This window comes from Gammaproteobacteria bacterium (assembly GCA_040183005.1).
In the GTDB taxonomy this organism is placed as follows: Bacteria; Pseudomonadota; Gammaproteobacteria.
Map to the genome: position 1 here is coordinate 552,847 of JAMPIW010000007.1, position 17,421 is coordinate 570,267.

General features: G+C 55.8%; 13 protein-coding genes and 2 pseudogenes. 7 read left to right on the forward strand and 8 right to left on the reverse strand.

Annotated features, from left to right (window positions below; translation table 11 throughout):
* The first annotated feature begins 14 nt into the window (after positions 1 to 14).
* Positions 15 to 1,640: an ATP-binding protein gene (locus tag M3A44_08485; GenBank protein ID MEQ6341681.1), complete on the forward strand. Its 1,626-nt coding sequence runs from the start codon at positions 15 to 17 to the stop codon at positions 1,638 to 1,640.
* Positions 1,641 to 1,969: 329 nt separating this feature from the next.
* Here M3A44_08485 and M3A44_08490 read toward each other — a convergent pair whose 3' ends face one another.
* The gene (locus M3A44_08490; protein ID MEQ6341682.1) at positions 1,970 to 4,012 is read right to left on the reverse strand and encodes a TonB-dependent receptor; all 2,043 of its coding nucleotides are present in this window, start codon (positions 4,010 to 4,012) and stop codon (positions 1,970 to 1,972) included.
* A gap of 301 nt (positions 4,013 to 4,313) precedes the next feature.
* Here M3A44_08490 and M3A44_08495 point away from each other — a divergent pair, with 301 nt between their 5' ends.
* The 4 genes from M3A44_08495 (at position 4,314) to M3A44_08510 (ending at position 10,418) form a co-directional block, all read left to right on the forward strand.
* Positions 4,314 to 6,206: an ATP-binding protein gene (locus M3A44_08495; protein ID MEQ6341683.1), complete on the forward strand. Its 1,893-nt coding sequence runs from the start codon at positions 4,314 to 4,316 to the stop codon at positions 6,204 to 6,206.
* On the forward strand, positions 6,203 to 6,631 hold the full coding sequence (locus M3A44_08500) for a response regulator (GenBank protein ID MEQ6341684.1): 429 nt from the start codon (positions 6,203 to 6,205) through the stop codon (positions 6,629 to 6,631). Before M3A44_08495 ends, M3A44_08500 begins: the two co-directional genes overlap by 4 nt.
* A 3-nt stretch (positions 6,632 to 6,634) precedes the next feature.
* A complete protein-coding gene (locus M3A44_08505) occupies positions 6,635 to 8,710 on the forward strand; it encodes an EAL domain-containing protein (GenBank protein ID MEQ6341685.1) in 2,076 nt (691 codons plus the stop codon).
* Positions 8,711 to 8,780: 70 nt separating this feature from the next.
* Positions 8,781 to 10,418, forward strand: a complete 1,638-nt coding sequence (locus M3A44_08510; protein MEQ6341686.1) for an ATP-binding protein — start codon at positions 8,781 to 8,783, stop codon at positions 10,416 to 10,418.
* A 35-nt stretch (positions 10,419 to 10,453) separates the two neighbouring features.
* Here M3A44_08510 and M3A44_08515 read toward each other — a convergent pair whose 3' ends face one another.
* From M3A44_08515 to amrB, 7 genes and pseudogenes are all read right to left on the reverse strand, one after another.
* Positions 10,454 to 11,143: a dienelactone hydrolase family protein gene (locus M3A44_08515; GenBank protein ID MEQ6341687.1), complete on the reverse strand. Its 690-nt coding sequence runs from the start codon at positions 11,141 to 11,143 to the stop codon at positions 10,454 to 10,456.
* Positions 11,144 to 11,215: 72 nt separating this feature from the next.
* Positions 11,216 to 11,578 (reverse strand): annotated as a pseudogene (locus M3A44_08520) (hemolysin III family protein).
* Positions 11,579 to 11,617: 39 nt separating this feature from the next.
* Positions 11,618 to 13,179, reverse strand: a protein-coding gene (locus M3A44_08525; GenBank protein MEQ6341688.1) for an IS3 family transposase whose coding sequence is annotated in 2 segments (ribosomal slippage) — positions 11,618 to 12,726 and positions 12,726 to 13,179 — 1,563 coding nt in all. Because the reading frame shifts where the segments join, the coding sequence is not laid out codon by codon here.
* 54 nt (positions 13,180 to 13,233) lie between these two features.
* Positions 13,234 to 13,536 (reverse strand): annotated as a pseudogene (locus tag M3A44_08530) (hemolysin III family protein).
* Positions 13,537 to 13,873: 337 nt separating this feature from the next.
* Positions 13,874 to 14,452, reverse strand: a complete 579-nt coding sequence (locus M3A44_08535; GenBank protein ID MEQ6341689.1) for a hypothetical protein — start codon at positions 14,450 to 14,452, stop codon at positions 13,874 to 13,876.
* A 330-nt stretch (positions 14,453 to 14,782) separates the two neighbouring features.
* On the reverse strand, positions 14,783 to 15,352 hold the full coding sequence (gene amrA / locus M3A44_08540) for an AmmeMemoRadiSam system protein A (protein MEQ6341690.1): 570 nt from the start codon (positions 15,350 to 15,352) through the stop codon (positions 14,783 to 14,785).
* Positions 15,345 to 16,139 (reverse strand): AmmeMemoRadiSam system protein B, encoded by a 795-nt coding sequence (gene amrB / locus M3A44_08545; protein MEQ6341691.1) that lies wholly within the window; start codon positions 16,137 to 16,139, stop codon positions 15,345 to 15,347. The genes amrA and amrB overlap by 8 nt, the downstream gene beginning before the upstream one ends.
* Before the next feature lie 28 nt (positions 16,140 to 16,167).
* Here amrB and M3A44_08550 point away from each other — a divergent pair, with 28 nt between their 5' ends.
* Entirely contained in the window at positions 16,168 to 16,317 is a 150-nt protein-coding gene (locus M3A44_08550) for a hypothetical protein (GenBank protein MEQ6341692.1), read from the forward strand.
* A complete protein-coding gene (amrS, locus tag M3A44_08555; protein MEQ6341693.1) occupies positions 16,314 to 17,411 on the forward strand; it encodes an AmmeMemoRadiSam system radical SAM enzyme in 1,098 nt (365 codons plus the stop codon). Before M3A44_08550 ends, amrS begins: the two co-directional genes overlap by 4 nt.
* The last annotated feature ends 10 nt before the right edge of the window (positions 17,412 to 17,421 follow it).

Sequence of the window (17,421 nt, forward strand, 5' to 3'; positions counted from 1 at the left end):
CGACACTGACTGCCATGCCTATGCCACTGGTCACGCTGGGGGCCAGACTCCGCCAAAGCTTGCTGCAGGGCATCCGTGCCCGCGTGTTTTGGGCTGTGGCAGTGTTGATGGTACTGCTGGCTGGCGCACTTACAGCGGCTTCGGTGTACCAGCGTGCGACCTCTCTGCAACAGCAGATCACGGATCGCGGCCTGTCCGTGACGCGCGGTCTCGCCCGAGCCAGCGAGCTGGGCGTATTGACGGGTAACGATGGCTTTCTTGCCCCGGTGATGGAGGGCGCCTTGGCCGAACCCGACATGGTAGCAGTGGCGGCGCTGGATGCACACGCTGCGGTGATCCGCCAGGTCACCGCGCCGGGCGCCTCCGGTCAGTTGCTGTTACCTTTGCCGGATGCCGTTCGACAACAAATGGCGCGCGAACTCGCGCCGGTGTGGCGTGAGATAACTCTAAAGGGGGTTCCGGTCTATCAGTTCTGGGCCCCGGTTGTGACCGTCAAGGCACTCGAAAATGAGGCGTTGTTGCTGGACGACACGGCCGTCGCGCCCAGTACCGCCAGTCGCACCCTCATCGGCTATGTCACTCTTACCCTGTCGCTTAAGGGAATACACGCTAAAACACAGGAAGCCCTGGTGGCGGCGCTGGTGATCTTGGCGCTGTTTCTACCGCTCAGCCTCATCATCGCCTATCTGTTGGCGAACGGCGTGACGCGACCCTTGGCGCAGTTAGTCCAACTTACGCAGGCGGTCGGGCAAGGCGATCTGACGCAGCGCATAGACGTCGATGGTAATGACGAGGTAGCGCAACTCGCCACGTCTTTCAATGGCATGATTGCGCAAATCCGCGAGCGCGACCAGGCGCTGCGTGCAGCGCACGATGGGCTGGAACGCCGCGTCGCCGAACGTACTGCGGAGCTGGCACGCAACAATGCCGTGCTGGAGCGACGCAATCGCGATTTGGATCAGTTCGCCTACGTGGCAGCGCATGATTTGAAAACCCCGCTGCGCGGCATCTCCAACCTCGCCAGCTGGATCGCGGAAGACATCGGCGTCCTGCTGTCCGCCGACGGACGGACGCAGATGCAGTTGTTACAGGCGCGGGTGCTGCGCGCCGAAAACCTTATCGACGCCCTGCGCGAATACACCCGTGCCGGACGTTCGAGCGCCGCGCCACAAATCGTTGATAGCCGTGCCCTGGTCGAAAAGGTCATCGGGACCTTGGCGGTTCCTCCTGGATTCACGATTGCGGTGGCCACGGATATGCCACGAGTGGAGACAGTACCGGAACCGTTGGCGCGAGTATTTGCTCAACTCATCGGTAACGCCATCCGCTTTCATCACCGCAGCGAAGGCCGGATCGAGGTAGGCAGCGAAGACGGTGGCGATCAGTGGATATTCACAGTGACCGACGATGGCCCCGGTATTGCGCCGCAATTTCACGGCAAGGTATTCGAGATCTTCCAGACACTCCACGCCAAGGACACGATGGAGACCACTGGCGTGGGTCTGCCCGTGGTCAAGAAGATCGTCGAGGAGCATGGGGGGCGCATCAGCGTGGCGTCGGACGAGGGTCGCGGCGCGACCTTTCGCTTCACTTGGCCGAAGGACGGTGGGAAATACGATGAACCGGCGTCGGCCGCATAACCTGCCACCCGTCAGCACACGCTAAGGAGCCAGGTAAGCATAATCCTGGAAACGGCAGTTGACCGCTTATTTTTTTAATTGACAGTATAATTTATATAGACTTTTTCATGGTCAGCGGGCTCATCTGTCTCAGTGGTACTCATGATTCGCAGTCCTGTGATACCACGGGTCGCGATCCGCGATGATGGGCCACTCTCCTCCCAAGAACTCATGTCAACGCAACAGCGATACCTGGCACAGCCCCCCAGCACAAAAAAACCGCGGGCCGGTCGTCATGGAAACGGCCGGCCCGCAGCGCGCGGGGTGCTGCGGCTCGATAACGGTTGCGCCTACAGCTTGTAACCGAGCTCCAACATAAAGGTGCGCCTATCACGTGGATAGTCACTGATGACACCACCCATCGCGGCCGCATCGACGTATTTCTTGTCGAACAGGTTATGCACCACGGCGCGCACATCGAGCCCCTTTGTGAGCTTCTTGACGTTGACGGCCACATCCATCACACCATAACCCGTCACCGCCTGGCGGGCATCACTCAAGGCGCGCGGTGTACCACTGGTGGCGCGCAGGTTGGCGTTGACGCTCACATTCGGTATGACAACGATATTAGCGCCCACATTGGCCATGCGCTTGGCTACATCCGCCAGTGAGGCATGGCTGTCGCTGTCCTTGGTGTCTAGGTAGGTGGCATTGGCGTAGATCTCGCTACCCTGGGTAAAGCGGTGTTGCATCTCCAGCTCCAAACCCTGGATGTTGGCACCGCCTCTGTTGACGATTTGATATCCGAGACCCGACGAGATAATCCCTATCTTCTCCTGGTAACTGTTATTGAAATAGGTCAGCCGTCCCTTGGTGTGGTCTTGATAGGTGTGCCCAAGGCTCAACTCCAGAGTCTTCATCTTCTCTGGCTTGAGATCTGGATTGCCCACATAGGCCGGGTTGTTGGTCAGATAGAGCTCATCGAAGGCCGGGGCCCTGAACGCGGTGGCATACAGCAGCTTGGTATCCCAATCCTTGGCAAACTGCCACACCGCCGCTGCTCGCGGGTTGGTGGTGCCACCGAAATCGGAATAATTGTCGTGGCGCACACCCAGTGTCACGCCCAAGGTCTCGGAGGCTTGCCACACGTTTTGGGCATAACCGGCCCAGACGCGGCGCTTGGCCTTGGACTCATCGAGCCAGTTTCCGCCGTTACTGACGTCCTGGAGAGACCCGAGGGGAAACAGGAAGGTGGGCGAGGTCATGTTGGCGTCGAAGTTGGCGTGATGCGATACGTTACCGGCCTTGCGATTTTCCATCACCATACCGCTGGTCAGTAGGTTGGTGGGTGTCCACTGATAGTCCATGGCCACCTCGGCCCCATGCCCCCCGAACATGCCCTCGGGTACGCCGATCATGCCGCCTGGGGCCGGATAGACACTAGCGGGTAATATCTGGGCATAGTTGTAAAAACGTGACACCTTATCCATGTAGACTTTGGCCGATAGATGCATGGTCTTGTTGAGCTGGCGCTGGTAGCCGAGCTCGGTGAAGTACTGTGCATAGTCACCGCGACTGTCCGGACCCAGTGCGCTCGCTACCCCGATGTAGGGGCCACGCTTGCGGTTGATATAGCGCGTATTGAAGGTGAAGTCCTGATAAGAGGCCTTGAAGCCGGCATCGAGGCGCCATTGATCGAATTTGGTGTCTCCCGAGCCACCGAACTTGTCGCTGGCCACGAACAGCTTCGGGCCATCGGTGTGGAACAGATCAATGTTGCTCGCGATGGCGAGGTCGCCGAAACGCTTGCCTGCCTGGAGGTTGGCGTGGGTCGTGGTGTGACTGCCGAATCCCGCTGTAACTCTGACCCCATCGATGTCGCCGGCATCCTTGGTCACGACGTTGATCACGCCCGCCATGGCATTGGCGCCATAGAGCGCAGACCCGGGGCCGCGGATTATCTCGATGCGCTTGACGTTGACCAGGCTCAGGCTGTCGAAAATCCAGCTGGCCCCGCCACTGTAGTCGTCGTTCACTGCATGCCCGTCCACCAGTATTTTGACATGGTTGCTGTCAAGTTTTTTTACACCGCGCACAGCGACCTCGTAGCGGCCAAAAGTGTTGATGGTGATGGCAAAACCGGGGATGCGTTGCAACACATCTTGAAGATTGCGTGCCCCCATGTTCTCGATATCTTGACCGCTCACCACCGATACGATGGCCGGTGCTTTGTCGATCTTCTGCAGGTGCCTGGTGGCGATGCCGACCAGCTGTTCGTCGTCGAAGAACAGCGACATCTCCTCACTGCTACGAGTCGACGCTGTGGCTGGTTCGGCGGCATGGCCTACCGGGCCGGCGGTCAATAGCATTAACCCCACGATACCTTTTTTCATCGTCCGTGCTCCTTGAATGTTGTGCAAACATTTGCGTTCCGCGCCCCAGCCCATGCAATAAATCGAGGGGGCAACGCCTCGGTAACGGATGCCGATGAGAAAACTTGAGGCGATGCGGATCTCCAAGTTGCTCGGCCTCCTGAAAACAAGGTGCATCATGAAGAAATGAAAGGAGCTTCTGGTGTGAAATAAAGGAATTAATCCGTGTTCCCTTAAATAATTTTATCACCGAGCCGCTAAACAAAAGCAGCGGCCCTGCCTGACAAGCCAAGGTCATCACCAAACACAGGATGTACTGGACATGAAGATCGCACCTAAGATCATGTTGGGATATTGCCTCATCGCCGGCTTCGTCGCGGCGGTGGGCTATGCCGGCTATTGGGGCACGCGGCAAACAGAGCGCACCTACGAACGGTTGCTTGATGACACCATCCCCGCTGCGCAAGCCATCCAAAACATACGCTACTATGGACTCCAACTCACCAGCGCCACCACTGAACTCCTATACTTGAGGACGCTAGGTAAAGGGGGTAATGGTCTCGGACGGGATCCAGAAACTGCAGAAATAGTGGCGCTGCGTGACAAGGCCCTGGCTCCCTTAGACCAGTCAATCGACCAGTACGCCGACCTGATATGTCGCAAGTTTCCGGCTGAGACAGCGCAGGCCAACCGCATCCGCCAGCGCGCAACCGAACTCAAGGCCCGCAGTGCCGAAGTGATAGCCGCCCGGGATAGCAGTGCGCGTCGCACGTCGCTCCTGGAAGCAAAGAGCCGCATGACAGACACAGCAAAGGCATTCTTCCATGAAACCGATCAAATCCTGGATCAGGAAAAGAAGGAGATAGCGGAAGAGCGTGAACATGTCGATGCCACCATCCATCAATATCTGCAGACCATCGTCCTCGCAGCCCTGCTGGCCCTCCTCCTCGCCCTGGCTCTGGGTGTGCTCATCGCCCGCAACCTGTCGCGACCCATCGTCGCCCTCAAGGACGCCGCCCTGGCCTTGGGAAAAGGTGACCTGGGCGTGCGCGTCGACATCTGTTCCAGTGACGAAATAGGGACGCTGGCGCAAAGTTTTAACACCATGGCTCAAGAGCTGGGCACGACGACTGTATCCAAGGGCTTTTTGGACAACGTCATCCGCTCCATGCTGGACAGCCTGATTGTGCTGGATGCCAGTGGTCACATCGTGCGCGTAAACCAGGCCACCTTGCGTCTGTTGGGCTATACGGAATCAGAACTGCTGGGACAACCCGCCAGTGTGGTTGTGCAAGATGATTTCCTGCCGGGCTTTCATGCCGAAGACTATGCGAATTCTGCCGTGGATGAGAGCGCGGAAACGATTTACCGCACAAAGGATGGACAGCTACGGCCTATGCTGTTTTCCGTCGCCGTGCTGCGCAACGACAACGGCGACATCCAGGGGCTTGTGCTGGTGGCGCAGGACATTACCGGCACAAAACAGGCACAAGAGGCCTTGATACAAAAAACACACGCACTGGAGCGCACCAATAAGGAGCTGGACCAGTTTGCCTACGTAATCTCGCACGATCTCAAGGCGCCGCTGCGCGCCATTGCCAATCTTTCGCAGTGGATAGAGGAAGACTTGTGTGATCTGATGCCTCCAGATACCCGCAAACAGATGGACCTGCTGCGGGGTCGGGTAGTGCGCATGGAGGGTCTGATCAATGGCGTGCTGGAATATTCGCGGGTTGGCCGAGTGACTGCGCAGCTAGAAGACGTCGATACACAAATTCTGCTCAATGACATCATCGACGGCCTGCCCGTTCCGGCGGGTTACACCATCACAATTGGCCCCGATATGCCGCGCTTTCCCACGGCGCGAGTCCGCCTCAGCCAAGTCTTTGGCAATCTGCTCAGCAACGCCATCAAATACCGCGCCCGTGAGGATGGCCGCGCCGCCATCTCCGTTGCGGATAAAGGCGATTTTTACGAGTTCTCGGTGACCGACGACGGTCCCGGTATCGCGCCCGAGTATCACGAGAAGGTGTTCGTCATATTCCAAACCCTCGCCGCTCGCGACAAGGTCGATAGCACCGGCATCGGCCTAACCCTGGTGAAGAAGATCGTGGAGAGCGTGGGCGGGCATATCACATTGGAATCAGAGGTGGGACAAGGAGCGACATTCCGCTTCACTTGGCCCAAGTTAATCGAAGAAAAGGAGGATGCATGAAAGACAATTCGGTGAATATACTCCTGGTGGAAGACGACGAAGTCGACGCCATGAACGTCAAACGGGCGTTCAAGAAGACCAATATCTGCAACCCGTTATTTCATGCAGGGAACGGCCTGGAGGCCTTGGACATGCTGCGCGGTACGGGCGGGGTGGAAAAGATCATCCCCAAGCCGCGCATCATCCTCCTGGACCTCAATATGCCGCGCATGAACGGCATCGAGTTCCTGCATGAACTGCGTGCCGATCCCGAATTGCACGATATCAGTGTGGTGGTGCTGACCACCTCAAATGAGGAACGCGACAAGGTGGCGGCCTACAACCTCAACGTCGCGGGTTACATTTTGAAGCCCGTGGAGCCGGAAAGATTCATTGAGGCAATTGGCACCCTGAATCTATATTGGAATCTCATCGAGCTGCCCTGAGCCATGAACGAACTGTTGCGCATATTGATCATTGACGACGACGACGTGGATCGCATGACGGTCCTTCGTGCGTGCAAATCGGCCGGGGTCATCATGCACGCGGAAGAAGCGCCCAACGGCAAGATAGGGCTGGAGTTATTGAAAACGCATACCTTCGACTGCGTCTTCCTTGATTATCTCCTGCCGGACAGTGATGGTCTCACAATCTTGCGCGCGGCGCGGACTGCGGGTGTCGACACGCCGATCGTCATGCTCACGGGTCACGGTGATGAGCGCCTTGCGGTGGAGATGATGCAGGCAGGCGCCAACGATTACCTACCCAAAGGCAAGATTTCGCCGGAGAGCCTCGCCCACAGCCTGCGGCACGCAATGCGCCTGCACCAAGCGGAGATCGATCGGCAAGCAGTAGAACGAAAGCTACAAGCGTCCAATCGACGCATCACCGATATCCTGGAGAGCATCAGCGATGCGTTCTTCGCGGTGACCAGTGATTGGTGCGTGACCTATGTAAACAAAGAGGCGGAGCGCCTGCTTCAGTCCCGGCGCGCGGACCTGCTTGACCAAAACCTCCTGGAACGCCTACCCCATTTTTCCCCCTGGTTCCGCGAGGCGCTGATCAAGGCCATGAGCCAGAAAACGCCACTCACCGCCGAGGGTTTCGACGCACAGTCTGGACTATGGATTGAGGCCCACAGCTACCCAGGTAACGATGGCATCTCGGTCTACTTCCACGACATCACAGAACGCAAACAGGCTGAAGAACGACTCAGCTTTCTCGCCAATTACGACGCCCTCACGAGCCTGCCCAACCGCATCCTGCTCAAAGACCGGCTCGCCCAGGCGCTTGCCCGCCTGCCCTGGCAGAATCGTGTACTGGGCGTGTTGTTCTGCGATCTGGACCGCTTCAAGATAGTAAACGACACCCTGGGGCACAACGTTGGCGACCACTTGCTCAAGGAAATGGCACGACGCCTCAAACAGTGCGTGCGCAGCGGCGACACCGTGGCGCGCCTTGGTGGCGACGAATTCGTGATCCTGCTCACCGATATGGCGCGCGCCGAGGACGTCGGCACCATTGCGCAAAAGATCATCGAATCCTTGGGCCAGCCCCTGAACCTGGAAGGGCAAGAGGTTTTTGTCACCGCAAGCGTCGGCATCAGCCTCTATCCCACCGACAGCGCCGACCCCGACACCTTGCTCAAAAAGGCGGATGTGGCTATGTACCGCGCCAAGGACATGGGCAAGAACGGCTATCAATTCTATTCGCCCATGATGGACGCCAAACACACGCAACGTCTCAGCCTGGAGAGCGCTATGCGCCATGGGTTGGCGCGGGAAGAATTCCGCGTATTTTACCAACCTCTGGTGGAGTTGGTCTCTGGCCGCATCGTCGGCGCCGAAGCACTAATACGCTGGCAACACCCCGAGCTGGGCATGATCTCGCCGATGGATTTTCTACCGCTGGCCGAAGAAACAGGGTTGATCATTCCCATCGGCAACTGGGTGCTGCACACGGCCTGCGCCCAGGCACAGGCTTGGGCTACGAGCGGGCATCACGGGCTGCGCATGGCGGTCAACTTATCCAACCGTCAGTACCGCCAGGATAATCTGCTCGGCGCAGTACGTAATGCTTTGGAAAGAACGGGACTGGCACCAACGTGCCTCGAACTCGAGTTGACCGAGGAGATAGTAATGCGCAACATGAAGCACTCCTCGGCCCTGCTGGAGAGCATCCGCGCCATGGGCATCGCACTCGCCATCGATGACTTCGGCACCGGTTACTCTTCTTTAGGCCACTTGCGTCGCTTCCCAATTCAAACCGTCAAAGTCGACCGCTCCTTCATCACCGATCTGCCCGGCAACACGGACGCCGCAGCCATCACCGAGGCTATCATCGCCATGGCTCACAAGCTCAAGTTGGAAGTGGTCGCCGAGGGAGTGGAGACAGAGGCGCAACGGGCCTTCCTCCAGGAGCAGGGGTGCGACGTCATGCAGGGTTATCTGTTCAGCCCGCCAGTCCCGGCCGAGAAATGGGACGCGCTGTGGCTGAAACAATCAGCCACGTACTGGACAGCCTGATTGTGTTGAATACCAGCGGCCACATCATGCGCGTGTACCAGGCCACCTTGCGATCGAGTCTCCTTCCTCCGTGAATGATCTTCTGCGCATATTGATCATTGACGATGACGATGTGGATCGCATGACGATCCTCCGTGCCTGCAAATCGGCCGGGCTCAATATTGAGGCAACGGAAGCGCAAAACGGTAAGGCTGGCCTGGAACTATTGCAAATGCAAGCCTTCGATTGCGCCTTCCTCGATTATCTCCTGCCGGACAGTGATGGCCTCAAAATCTTGCGCGCGGCACGGGCCGCAGGCGTTGCCACGCCGATTGTCATGCTCACTGGCCACGGTGATGAAAGACTGGCGGTGGAGATGATGCAGGCAGGTGCCAATGATTACCTGCCCAAGGGTAATATTTCACCCGAGAAACTCGCCCACAGCCTGCGGCACGCAATGCGCCTGCACCAGGCGGAGATGGATCGGCAAGCAGTAGAACGAGAGCTACAAGCATCCAATCGACGCATCACCGATATCCTGGAGAGCATCAGCGACGCATTCTTCGCAGTGGCCGATGATTGGCATGTGACATATATAAACAAAGAAGCAGAGCGCCTGCTCCAAACGCAACGGGAGAACCTGCTGGATCACAATCTCTGGGATCGCCTACCCCTCTTCGCGCCATGGTTCCGCGAGGCCCTGATCAAGGTAATGATCCAGAAAGCGCCGCTCACCACCGAGGGTTTTGACGCACAGTCTGGGCTATGGATCGAGGCCCACAGCTACCCAGGCAATGATGGCATTTCAGTCTACTTCCGCGATATCACAGAACGCAAGAAAGCCGAGACAGGCATTCTGCAATACAATCTTGAGCTTAGTGAGTTGAATCAAAAACTCCAGGAAGCTCAAAATCAACTGCTGCAGTCAGAAAAAATGGCTGCGGTCGGTCAACTGGCGGCAGGCGTGGCGCACGAGATTAACAATCCAATCGGTTATGTGCACTCCAACTTGGGCACACTGGAAAAGTATCTACAGGATGTGTTTGGCATGCTTGATGTGTATGAGCAGGCAGAGTCTATGATTGCCGATGGGACGGTATTGTCGCGGTTGCAGGCAGCCAAACAGAAATTTGGTTTGGGATTCATGAAAGAAGATGTGCCCGCATTGATGAGCGAGTCGAAAGAAGGGATTACACGCGTCAAAAAAATTGTGCAGGACTTGAAGGACTTCTCCCATGTGGATGCCACGGAAGAATGGCAGTGGACGGACTTGAGAAAGGGAATAGATAGCACGCTGAGCATCGTTAACAACGAGATAAAATACAAGGCGCAAGTCGTGAAGGAATATGGCGTTATCCCGGAGGTGGAATGCCTGTCCCCGCAGCTTAACCAGGTATTCATGAACCTGTTGGTGAACGCGGCGCATGCCATTGAAGCGCGGGGTACGATCACCATCCGTACCGGCATCGAGGGCGAGGAAGTGTGGGTAGAAGTGGCGGATACCGGCAAGGGCATTGCCCAGGAAAACCTGAAACGGATATTTGATCCGTTTTTTACCACCAAGCCAATAGGCAAAGGTACAGGTCTGGGATTGTCGCTGTCGTATGGGATTATCCAGAAGCATCATGGGAGGATTGAGGTGAAAAGCGAAGTGGGTAAAGGAACGACGTTCAGGGTATGCCTGCCGATAAAGCAGGTTTTTTCGGCGACAAGTGCGGTGTCAGGTTGACGAACAAAAGCAGCATGCTGACGACTTTAGCACCTCTATTTCAAAAAGGGGAAGTGCAAGACACTTATCGACCCACTATACACTTCACCGTCATTGAGATACCCGCTAAACCACCGCGCTGCCTGGTGCGCGACCTCTTCCAGTGTACCCGGCTCCTCAAACAGGTGCGTGGCGCCGGGAACGATGACCAGTTCCTTTTGGCAATCCAGGTATGCGTAGGCCTGCTGGTTTAACTCAATGACCACATCGTCAAAGCCGCCTACCAATAACAAAGTTGGTGCCTTGACCCTGCTTAACTCATCAGCCCCCGCCATGTCGGGTCGTCCGCCGCGAGATACCACGGCGCCGATCTTCCCGGGTAATTGGGCTGCAACCATCAGCGCCGCTGCAGCGCCAGTGCTGGCACCGAATAGACCGATGTGCAGTGTCTGGGTTTGAGGAGCCTCGTCAAGCCAGTGGACAGCGGCAAGCAGGCGCTGGGTGAGCAGGGGGATATTGAAGCGGTTTGCATAATCGCTGTCTTCCTCGCGGGTTAACAGGTCGATCAGCAACGTACCCAAGCCTGACTCACGCAGCACCCCAGCCACATAATTGTTGCGTGGACTGTGGCGGCTACTGCCGCTGCCATGGGCGAACAGCACAACGCCCTGGGCATCTTGTGGCACTTCCAGCATTCCTTCCAGGCTGACTGCGCCGGCGGGAATGTGTACCAGTTGTTTCAGCATAGTAATTACCTCCTGCTTACTATATTTCAACCCACACTGCACGGGAAGGCATAGCCGAGAGGATAAGGAATGTTAGGCCGCATACCAAAGCACTGCGAAGTAATGGCAGGTGGTGCCTGCTATCACAAACAGGTGCCAGATCAGGTGGCCATACCGCAGCCGCGAATCGGTTGCGAAAAAGGCTACACCGGCTGTGTAAGACAAGCCTCCCGCAAGCAACCAGAGCAAGCCCGTTGTCGGCACTCTGGCAAGCAACGGATCGACCGCGATCACAATGACCCAGCCCATCAAGAGATAAAGGCTGGTGGAGAATATCGGATGGGCGGCTTTATCGAATGCCTTCATTGCCACCCCGGCTACGGCAAGGCTCCAAACAACCCCGAAAAGCGTCCAGCCCCATGCGCCACGAAGCACCCCCAGCGTGAACGGCGTGTACGGTAGTTGTCAAGCTAGTTGTCGCCTGAATGCTTGAATTTATGCTGCCTTTTTGAGTTCTAAATTTTCCTCCTTTGGATCGGTTTTTTCGGCGACTTGTTGATCGGGATTCAAGTGAACTACGCGGACTGGCCGCCAGTTTCGAGTAACGCCACTCCAACGCTCTGGATGCCTTTTCTTCGCTGCTTCATAGACGTCGACGCGCTTCTGTAGCAACGCGGTGTCCAGGCCCGCATGGCGCTCTGCGGGGGTAACGAATCTGATGGCACTGTGACGATGTTCATGGTTGTACCAATGAACAAATGTGCTGACCCACTGCCTGGCGGCAATGAGACTTTCAAACGGTCGGAAGGGATAGACTGGCCGGTATTTCAACGTCTTGAATAGCGACTCCGAAAAAGGATTGTCATTGCTGACCGCCGGGCGACTGAACGATGGCATCACGCCCAGCGCTTGCAGGGTGGCCAGCATCGTGGCGCCTTTCATCGGGCTGCCATTGTCAGAATGCAACACCACCTGATTCAGTGCGATGTTTTCCCGCTTGCAAATATCGCGCATAACTTCGCTTGCCAGGTCACTACTTTCTGCATCATAGATCTGCCAGCCAACGATTTTTCGGCTAAAAATATCCATGAACAAATACAGGTAAAAATAGATTCCCTTCACCTGCGTTGGCAGATAAGTGATGTCCCAGCTAAATAACGCATTGGGCGCCGTTGCACAGAGCGCACGCGGCTTGTGGCGCTGTTGCGCGGGTCGTTCTGCGCCACGATGCCTGAGCTGATGTGCTTCTCTCAGAGCGCGGTAAATGGTTGACTCAGAAGCGATATATTGCCCACGGTCGGCCAGCCGAGGAACGATTTGACCTGGCGGAAGATCCCCAAATTCGTCTGAATTCACGACTGCCAGCAGGCGCTCGCGTTCCGGCACACTGAGCTTGTTTTTGGGTGCCTGCAACCGCATGGGTCGCTGATCGCCGCGTAATGGGTCGAGCTGCCAGCGTTGCAAAGTGCGTTCGCTGAGAGAGATCGCCGCACAGGCGCGATCCTGGTGCGCACCCGCAGCGATTGCTTCCGCCACCAGTGTCATGACTTGGCCGCGCTCTGCGAGGGAGGTCATTTGACCTCGTCCTCCCAGAGCGCGCGGAACTTTTTTTGCAGGATCAGCAAGGCTGCCGCCTCCGCCAATGCCTTCTCTTTGCGCACTAACTCACGCTTGAGTTTCTCATTTTCATCTTTCAATGTCCGAAATTCACGGATGCCTTGCACCGCTTTCACCTCGGTACAAAAAGCCGTTTTCCAGCTTGCCAGATGATGGGCAAATAAACCTTTTTCACGACACCACGCATGCAAGGTCTCGCCTGACAAGCCATGGGTTTCATGCAATGCCACCAGCTGCTCCTCCGCGCTCCAGTCCTGGGGCCGTTTCTCTTTTGTCACCGATATACTGAGCTTGCCCATCGATTTCCTTTTCATCCAATTCTTTAACGTATGGAAACTAACGTTCAGGTCTTCCGCCACCGACCGGATTGTCCGATCTCCACGAGAAAATACCTTGACCAGCGCTTGTTCTATAAATGCCCCAGAATACGTTATTTTCATCGTTGCCTCTATTTTAGAAAATTAAAATTTAGAGGCGACAACTAGCCTGACACAGGGGGTGTAGGTGCCAGCGATAAGAAGAAAGATCGCGGAATGCTCGATGACCCGAAAAATACTCTTGGCCTTGCCCGTGGGTAACGCGTGGTAGAGCGTGGAGGCAAGGTAAAGAAAAATCATGGTCGTACAGAAGACACTCGTACCGACAATGAATCCAGCGTCACCATGCCGTGCTGCGTGCATGATAAGAAACGGGGTTCCGACGAGTGCTGCGGCCAGCCCTATTCCGTGGCTAATGCTATTCGCAATTTCTTCCGCGTGCGATTGCTCACGCTTGGGGGCGACAAGAAATAGGCGCATGATCAAACCTGTTTTCCATATTGCTGAGAAGGAGCACAGGGAAGCGGAAGCGTGTGCGACGACCCCTGTGTGGCCGTAGGCTCTCCTGTTTTGTCGGAGTCTGTGCGGATAGCACGGGCGTAGAAAAAATGGGAGAGCAGCGGCACGGCGTCAAGTCATATATGGGCTCCCCACGCAGTGGGGTGTCGTAGCGTACGCAGGACGAACACAGGCCACCGAAGGCATACTTGTCGCCACACAAGCAACTGTTCGGGGGGCTTGGATGTCCCAAAAAAGATTTTTCAAAAAATGGCGACACTATCGGCGGATTTGATGCTCCCAAAACCTTCACGGCCTATTAGTCATTCTCGCTACGGTTCGAATCACCGTTTTTAGATTTATTCTTATCCTGTTTATGGGCCACGCCGGAAGCGACCGTTCCCGGAGAAGTGCTAATTATATCAACAACCTCATTCTTCGATCCGCTAATTGTGTAAGCGATTGATCTGGGCGAATTAGCAAAAAGAACGGTCCCTTCGGGCACTATGGCTGGATTAGAGGTCTTAATGACAGTTGCGGTGGCAACGAAATTTATAACGCCGGCACATGGAATATTTGTATCGGGGGTTACCACGCCACCCGATTGCACTTCGCGAAGAAGAAGCCAAAGTGGGCCTTTGCCGCTGAAATTGGAAAACTGGAACACAAGAATGCCTTCTCCGCCCAAGTTACCACTATTGCCAGCCGACAAAATACCGGTTTCTGTCAGAGACAATGTTCCGGTTGGCATATAACTGGTTCCATTGTATAGATAACCATACGAACCATCCAAGCGGCATGCCCGGTTCATATCTGCAGAAACGGGCAGTGAATTGAGAGATAGTGCCGAGAAAAATAGGCCCAAATAGCCCAAATATAAACGAGTTGAGATATTCATTTTTCCCCTCATGCGTTAAAAAAGGTGGATTGAATAAGGCGATAGTCATTCTTATTCGAAATATAGTAAATGTTTTTTCAAAACAATGGTTGACTATAAGTATCTTTAAAAATTAACGCAAGCCGTATTTTGTCGGGTGGTTCTCACTTTTTGAACACCATGTAGGCACGCTGTTTTCTTCACGATAAACCGGATCATTTTTGGATAAAAGCGCGGAGGCCGGACTGCAGTTTGGCGAGTGCTGCCATGTCAACCCAAAAAAAACGCGGCAGGGATTTTTTGATTTGGCTTCTTGGTTGCGTGGAGGGAGCAGGTATGGTTGTTGATAATTCACTCAACAGATTGCACTGTATACCGCCGCGCTCGGATTGTTTTCGACCAATAATCGGCGGGTAGCCCGGCCTTTAGCTTGAGTTGCCGGAGAAAATCTTCAGGCTGCGGGAGTGACTCCCATACGGCGGGCAGAAAAGTGCTCCGGTAACTGTATTCCTCAATAATCAGGCCGTCGATACCAGGCCGAAGTTGGGCAAGAAGATCCGCCTCGCCGTCAATGCGCATGTCTGCAGGGTGAGATAGAACCGAGATATGGATATCCAATTGCTTGAACTCTAACCGGCTCAGCGGCGGAAAGCGCGGGTCGCGGAAGGCGGCGGCATAGGCGTTGGCGGCCACGTCGAGCGCCAGGGGGCGGAATGCCTCAAGGGCACCGATACAGCCACGCAGATTGTGCTGCATGTGCAGCGTGACGAAGCTGGCGGCGGGTATCTGCAGTGTCTGGGGATAATCCCCAATGGCGACGGGCAGGGGCTGGTTGTAGCTCAGGCCATACTCGATGGAGTCGGCCGCCAGTTTCAGCAGTGCTTCCCTGTGCAGGTGCAGATCAGTTGTGCTGTTATTCATGATAGCCAAAGACATAAGCGCCATACCCTACCACCTGATCGCGCGGTCCGGCGGTATCTCCCGAATTGCGCAGATCAACGGTTTCTGCCCGCAAGTAGTGTTTTTTCGCGGCATATAATAGGCCGTTGACAGGATTGCGTCCGCAAGCATCTTCATAATGTATGTCTTGCGGCCGTAGCGCCTCGATGGCGTGCGACGTGTCGCTATCTAGCTTGCGGGCGGTTTCGTAGTCATGATAATGGCTGAGATCGGAACTGATTACGATGAGGGTTTCCGGCCCATCCCACAGCATCTCCAGCACTTCGCCTACCTCCTCCGGCGTGGCATCACCCACCACCAATGGCACCAGCGTGAAGTCACGCAGCACTCCCTGCAGAAAGGGCAGATGCACCTCCAGGCTGTGTTCCTCAGCATGCGCCTGATCCAGCACATGCACTTGGGGTAGGGTCAGAATCAGATTAATGGATACGTAATCGATGGGTATATTGCCCAGTGGGGTTGAAAAGGCATAAGCGCTGCTTACCGCCAGTCCACGGAACGCCACACGATGCGCCGGGCCGAGCAGCACCACTCGCCTGATAATGTCGCGGGCAGGCTTGAGGCGCGCATAGGCGCTTGCTGCCACCGGGCCGGAGTAGATATAGCCGGCATGGGGCACAATAATTGCCTTTGGCACGGACCCGGAAGATTCAGCCTCGTTTAGAAAGCCCGCCACCATGGCGTGTAACGCACGCGCATCGGCGGGATAAAACAGGCCTGCGACAGCCGGGTGGCGCACGGTGGTCATCGTTTTTTCCCTCCATTGGATTCATTATTTGAAAATGGCGGCAATACCTGAAACTTTCAAGACGGCGCTTGAATTTCCGGTGATCGCTCGCCATTTATATAAGATAACCTGCCGCCAAACTGACCTGTACGGCTCCTTATGGAAGAAGGGCGAGGGGGTAAAAGGAGAAATGACATGACCACCCAATCCATGAGCGCCATAGTTCCTACTAAATATTGGCATGTTATTGAGGATGGACGCATCCAGTGTGACCTCTGTCCACGGTTTTGCAAACTCCACGAAGGACAACATGGATTGTGTTTTGTGCGTGCCTGCCAGAACAATCAGATCGTCCTGACCACCTACGGCCGTTCCAGTGGCTTTTGTGTCGATCCCATCGAGAAAAAACCGCTCAACCATTTTCTGCCGGGAACACCGATCCTGTCTTTTGGCACTGCCGGATGCAATCTCGCCTGCAAGTTCTGTCAGAATTGGGATATCAGCAAGGCGCGCGAGACTGACGTGCTCGCCGACCAAGCCTCGCCGGAATTGATTGCCCGCGCCGCGAAAAAATTGGGATGCAGTAGCGTTGCCTATACCTATAATGATCCTGTAATTTTCATGGAATATGCTATCGATGTCGCCAAGGCGTGCCGTGAGCTGGGCATTAAATCGGTAGCCGTCACCGCTGGCTATATCACCGAGGAGCCGCGCAAGGAATTATTCAGCTACATGGATGCGGCGAATGTCGACCTCAAGGCCTTCACAGAGCAGTTTTACCACAAGATCTGCGGTGGGCATTTGAAGCCGGTGCTGGACACGCTCAAATACCTCAAGCACGAGACCAATGTCTGGTTCGAGATCACTACCTTGCTGATACCGGGGGAGAACGATTCTGATCAGGAGCTGGAAGAGATGACGCAATGGGTGGTAGAAAATCTTGGCCCGGATGTGCCCCACCATTTCACTGCCTTTCATTCCGACTGGAAGATGATGGACAAACCGCCCACCCCGCCCGAAACCCTGGCCCGCGCGCGTCGCATCGCCATGAAGAACGGTATACGCTATGCCTACACCGGCAATGTGCGTGACGTTGAGGGCGGCAGCACCTATTGTCATCACTGCGGTAAAAAACTGATCGGACGCGATGGGTATGTGATCACTGAATGGCATCTTACTGACGATGGCCATTGCCAAAGCTGCGGTACCCAATGCGCTGGAGTATTTCACGGCCCGGCGGGGGACTGGGGGCCGCGGCGGCTGCCGGTGCGGCTTAAGGATTTCGCGGTGTAACAATAAGCCA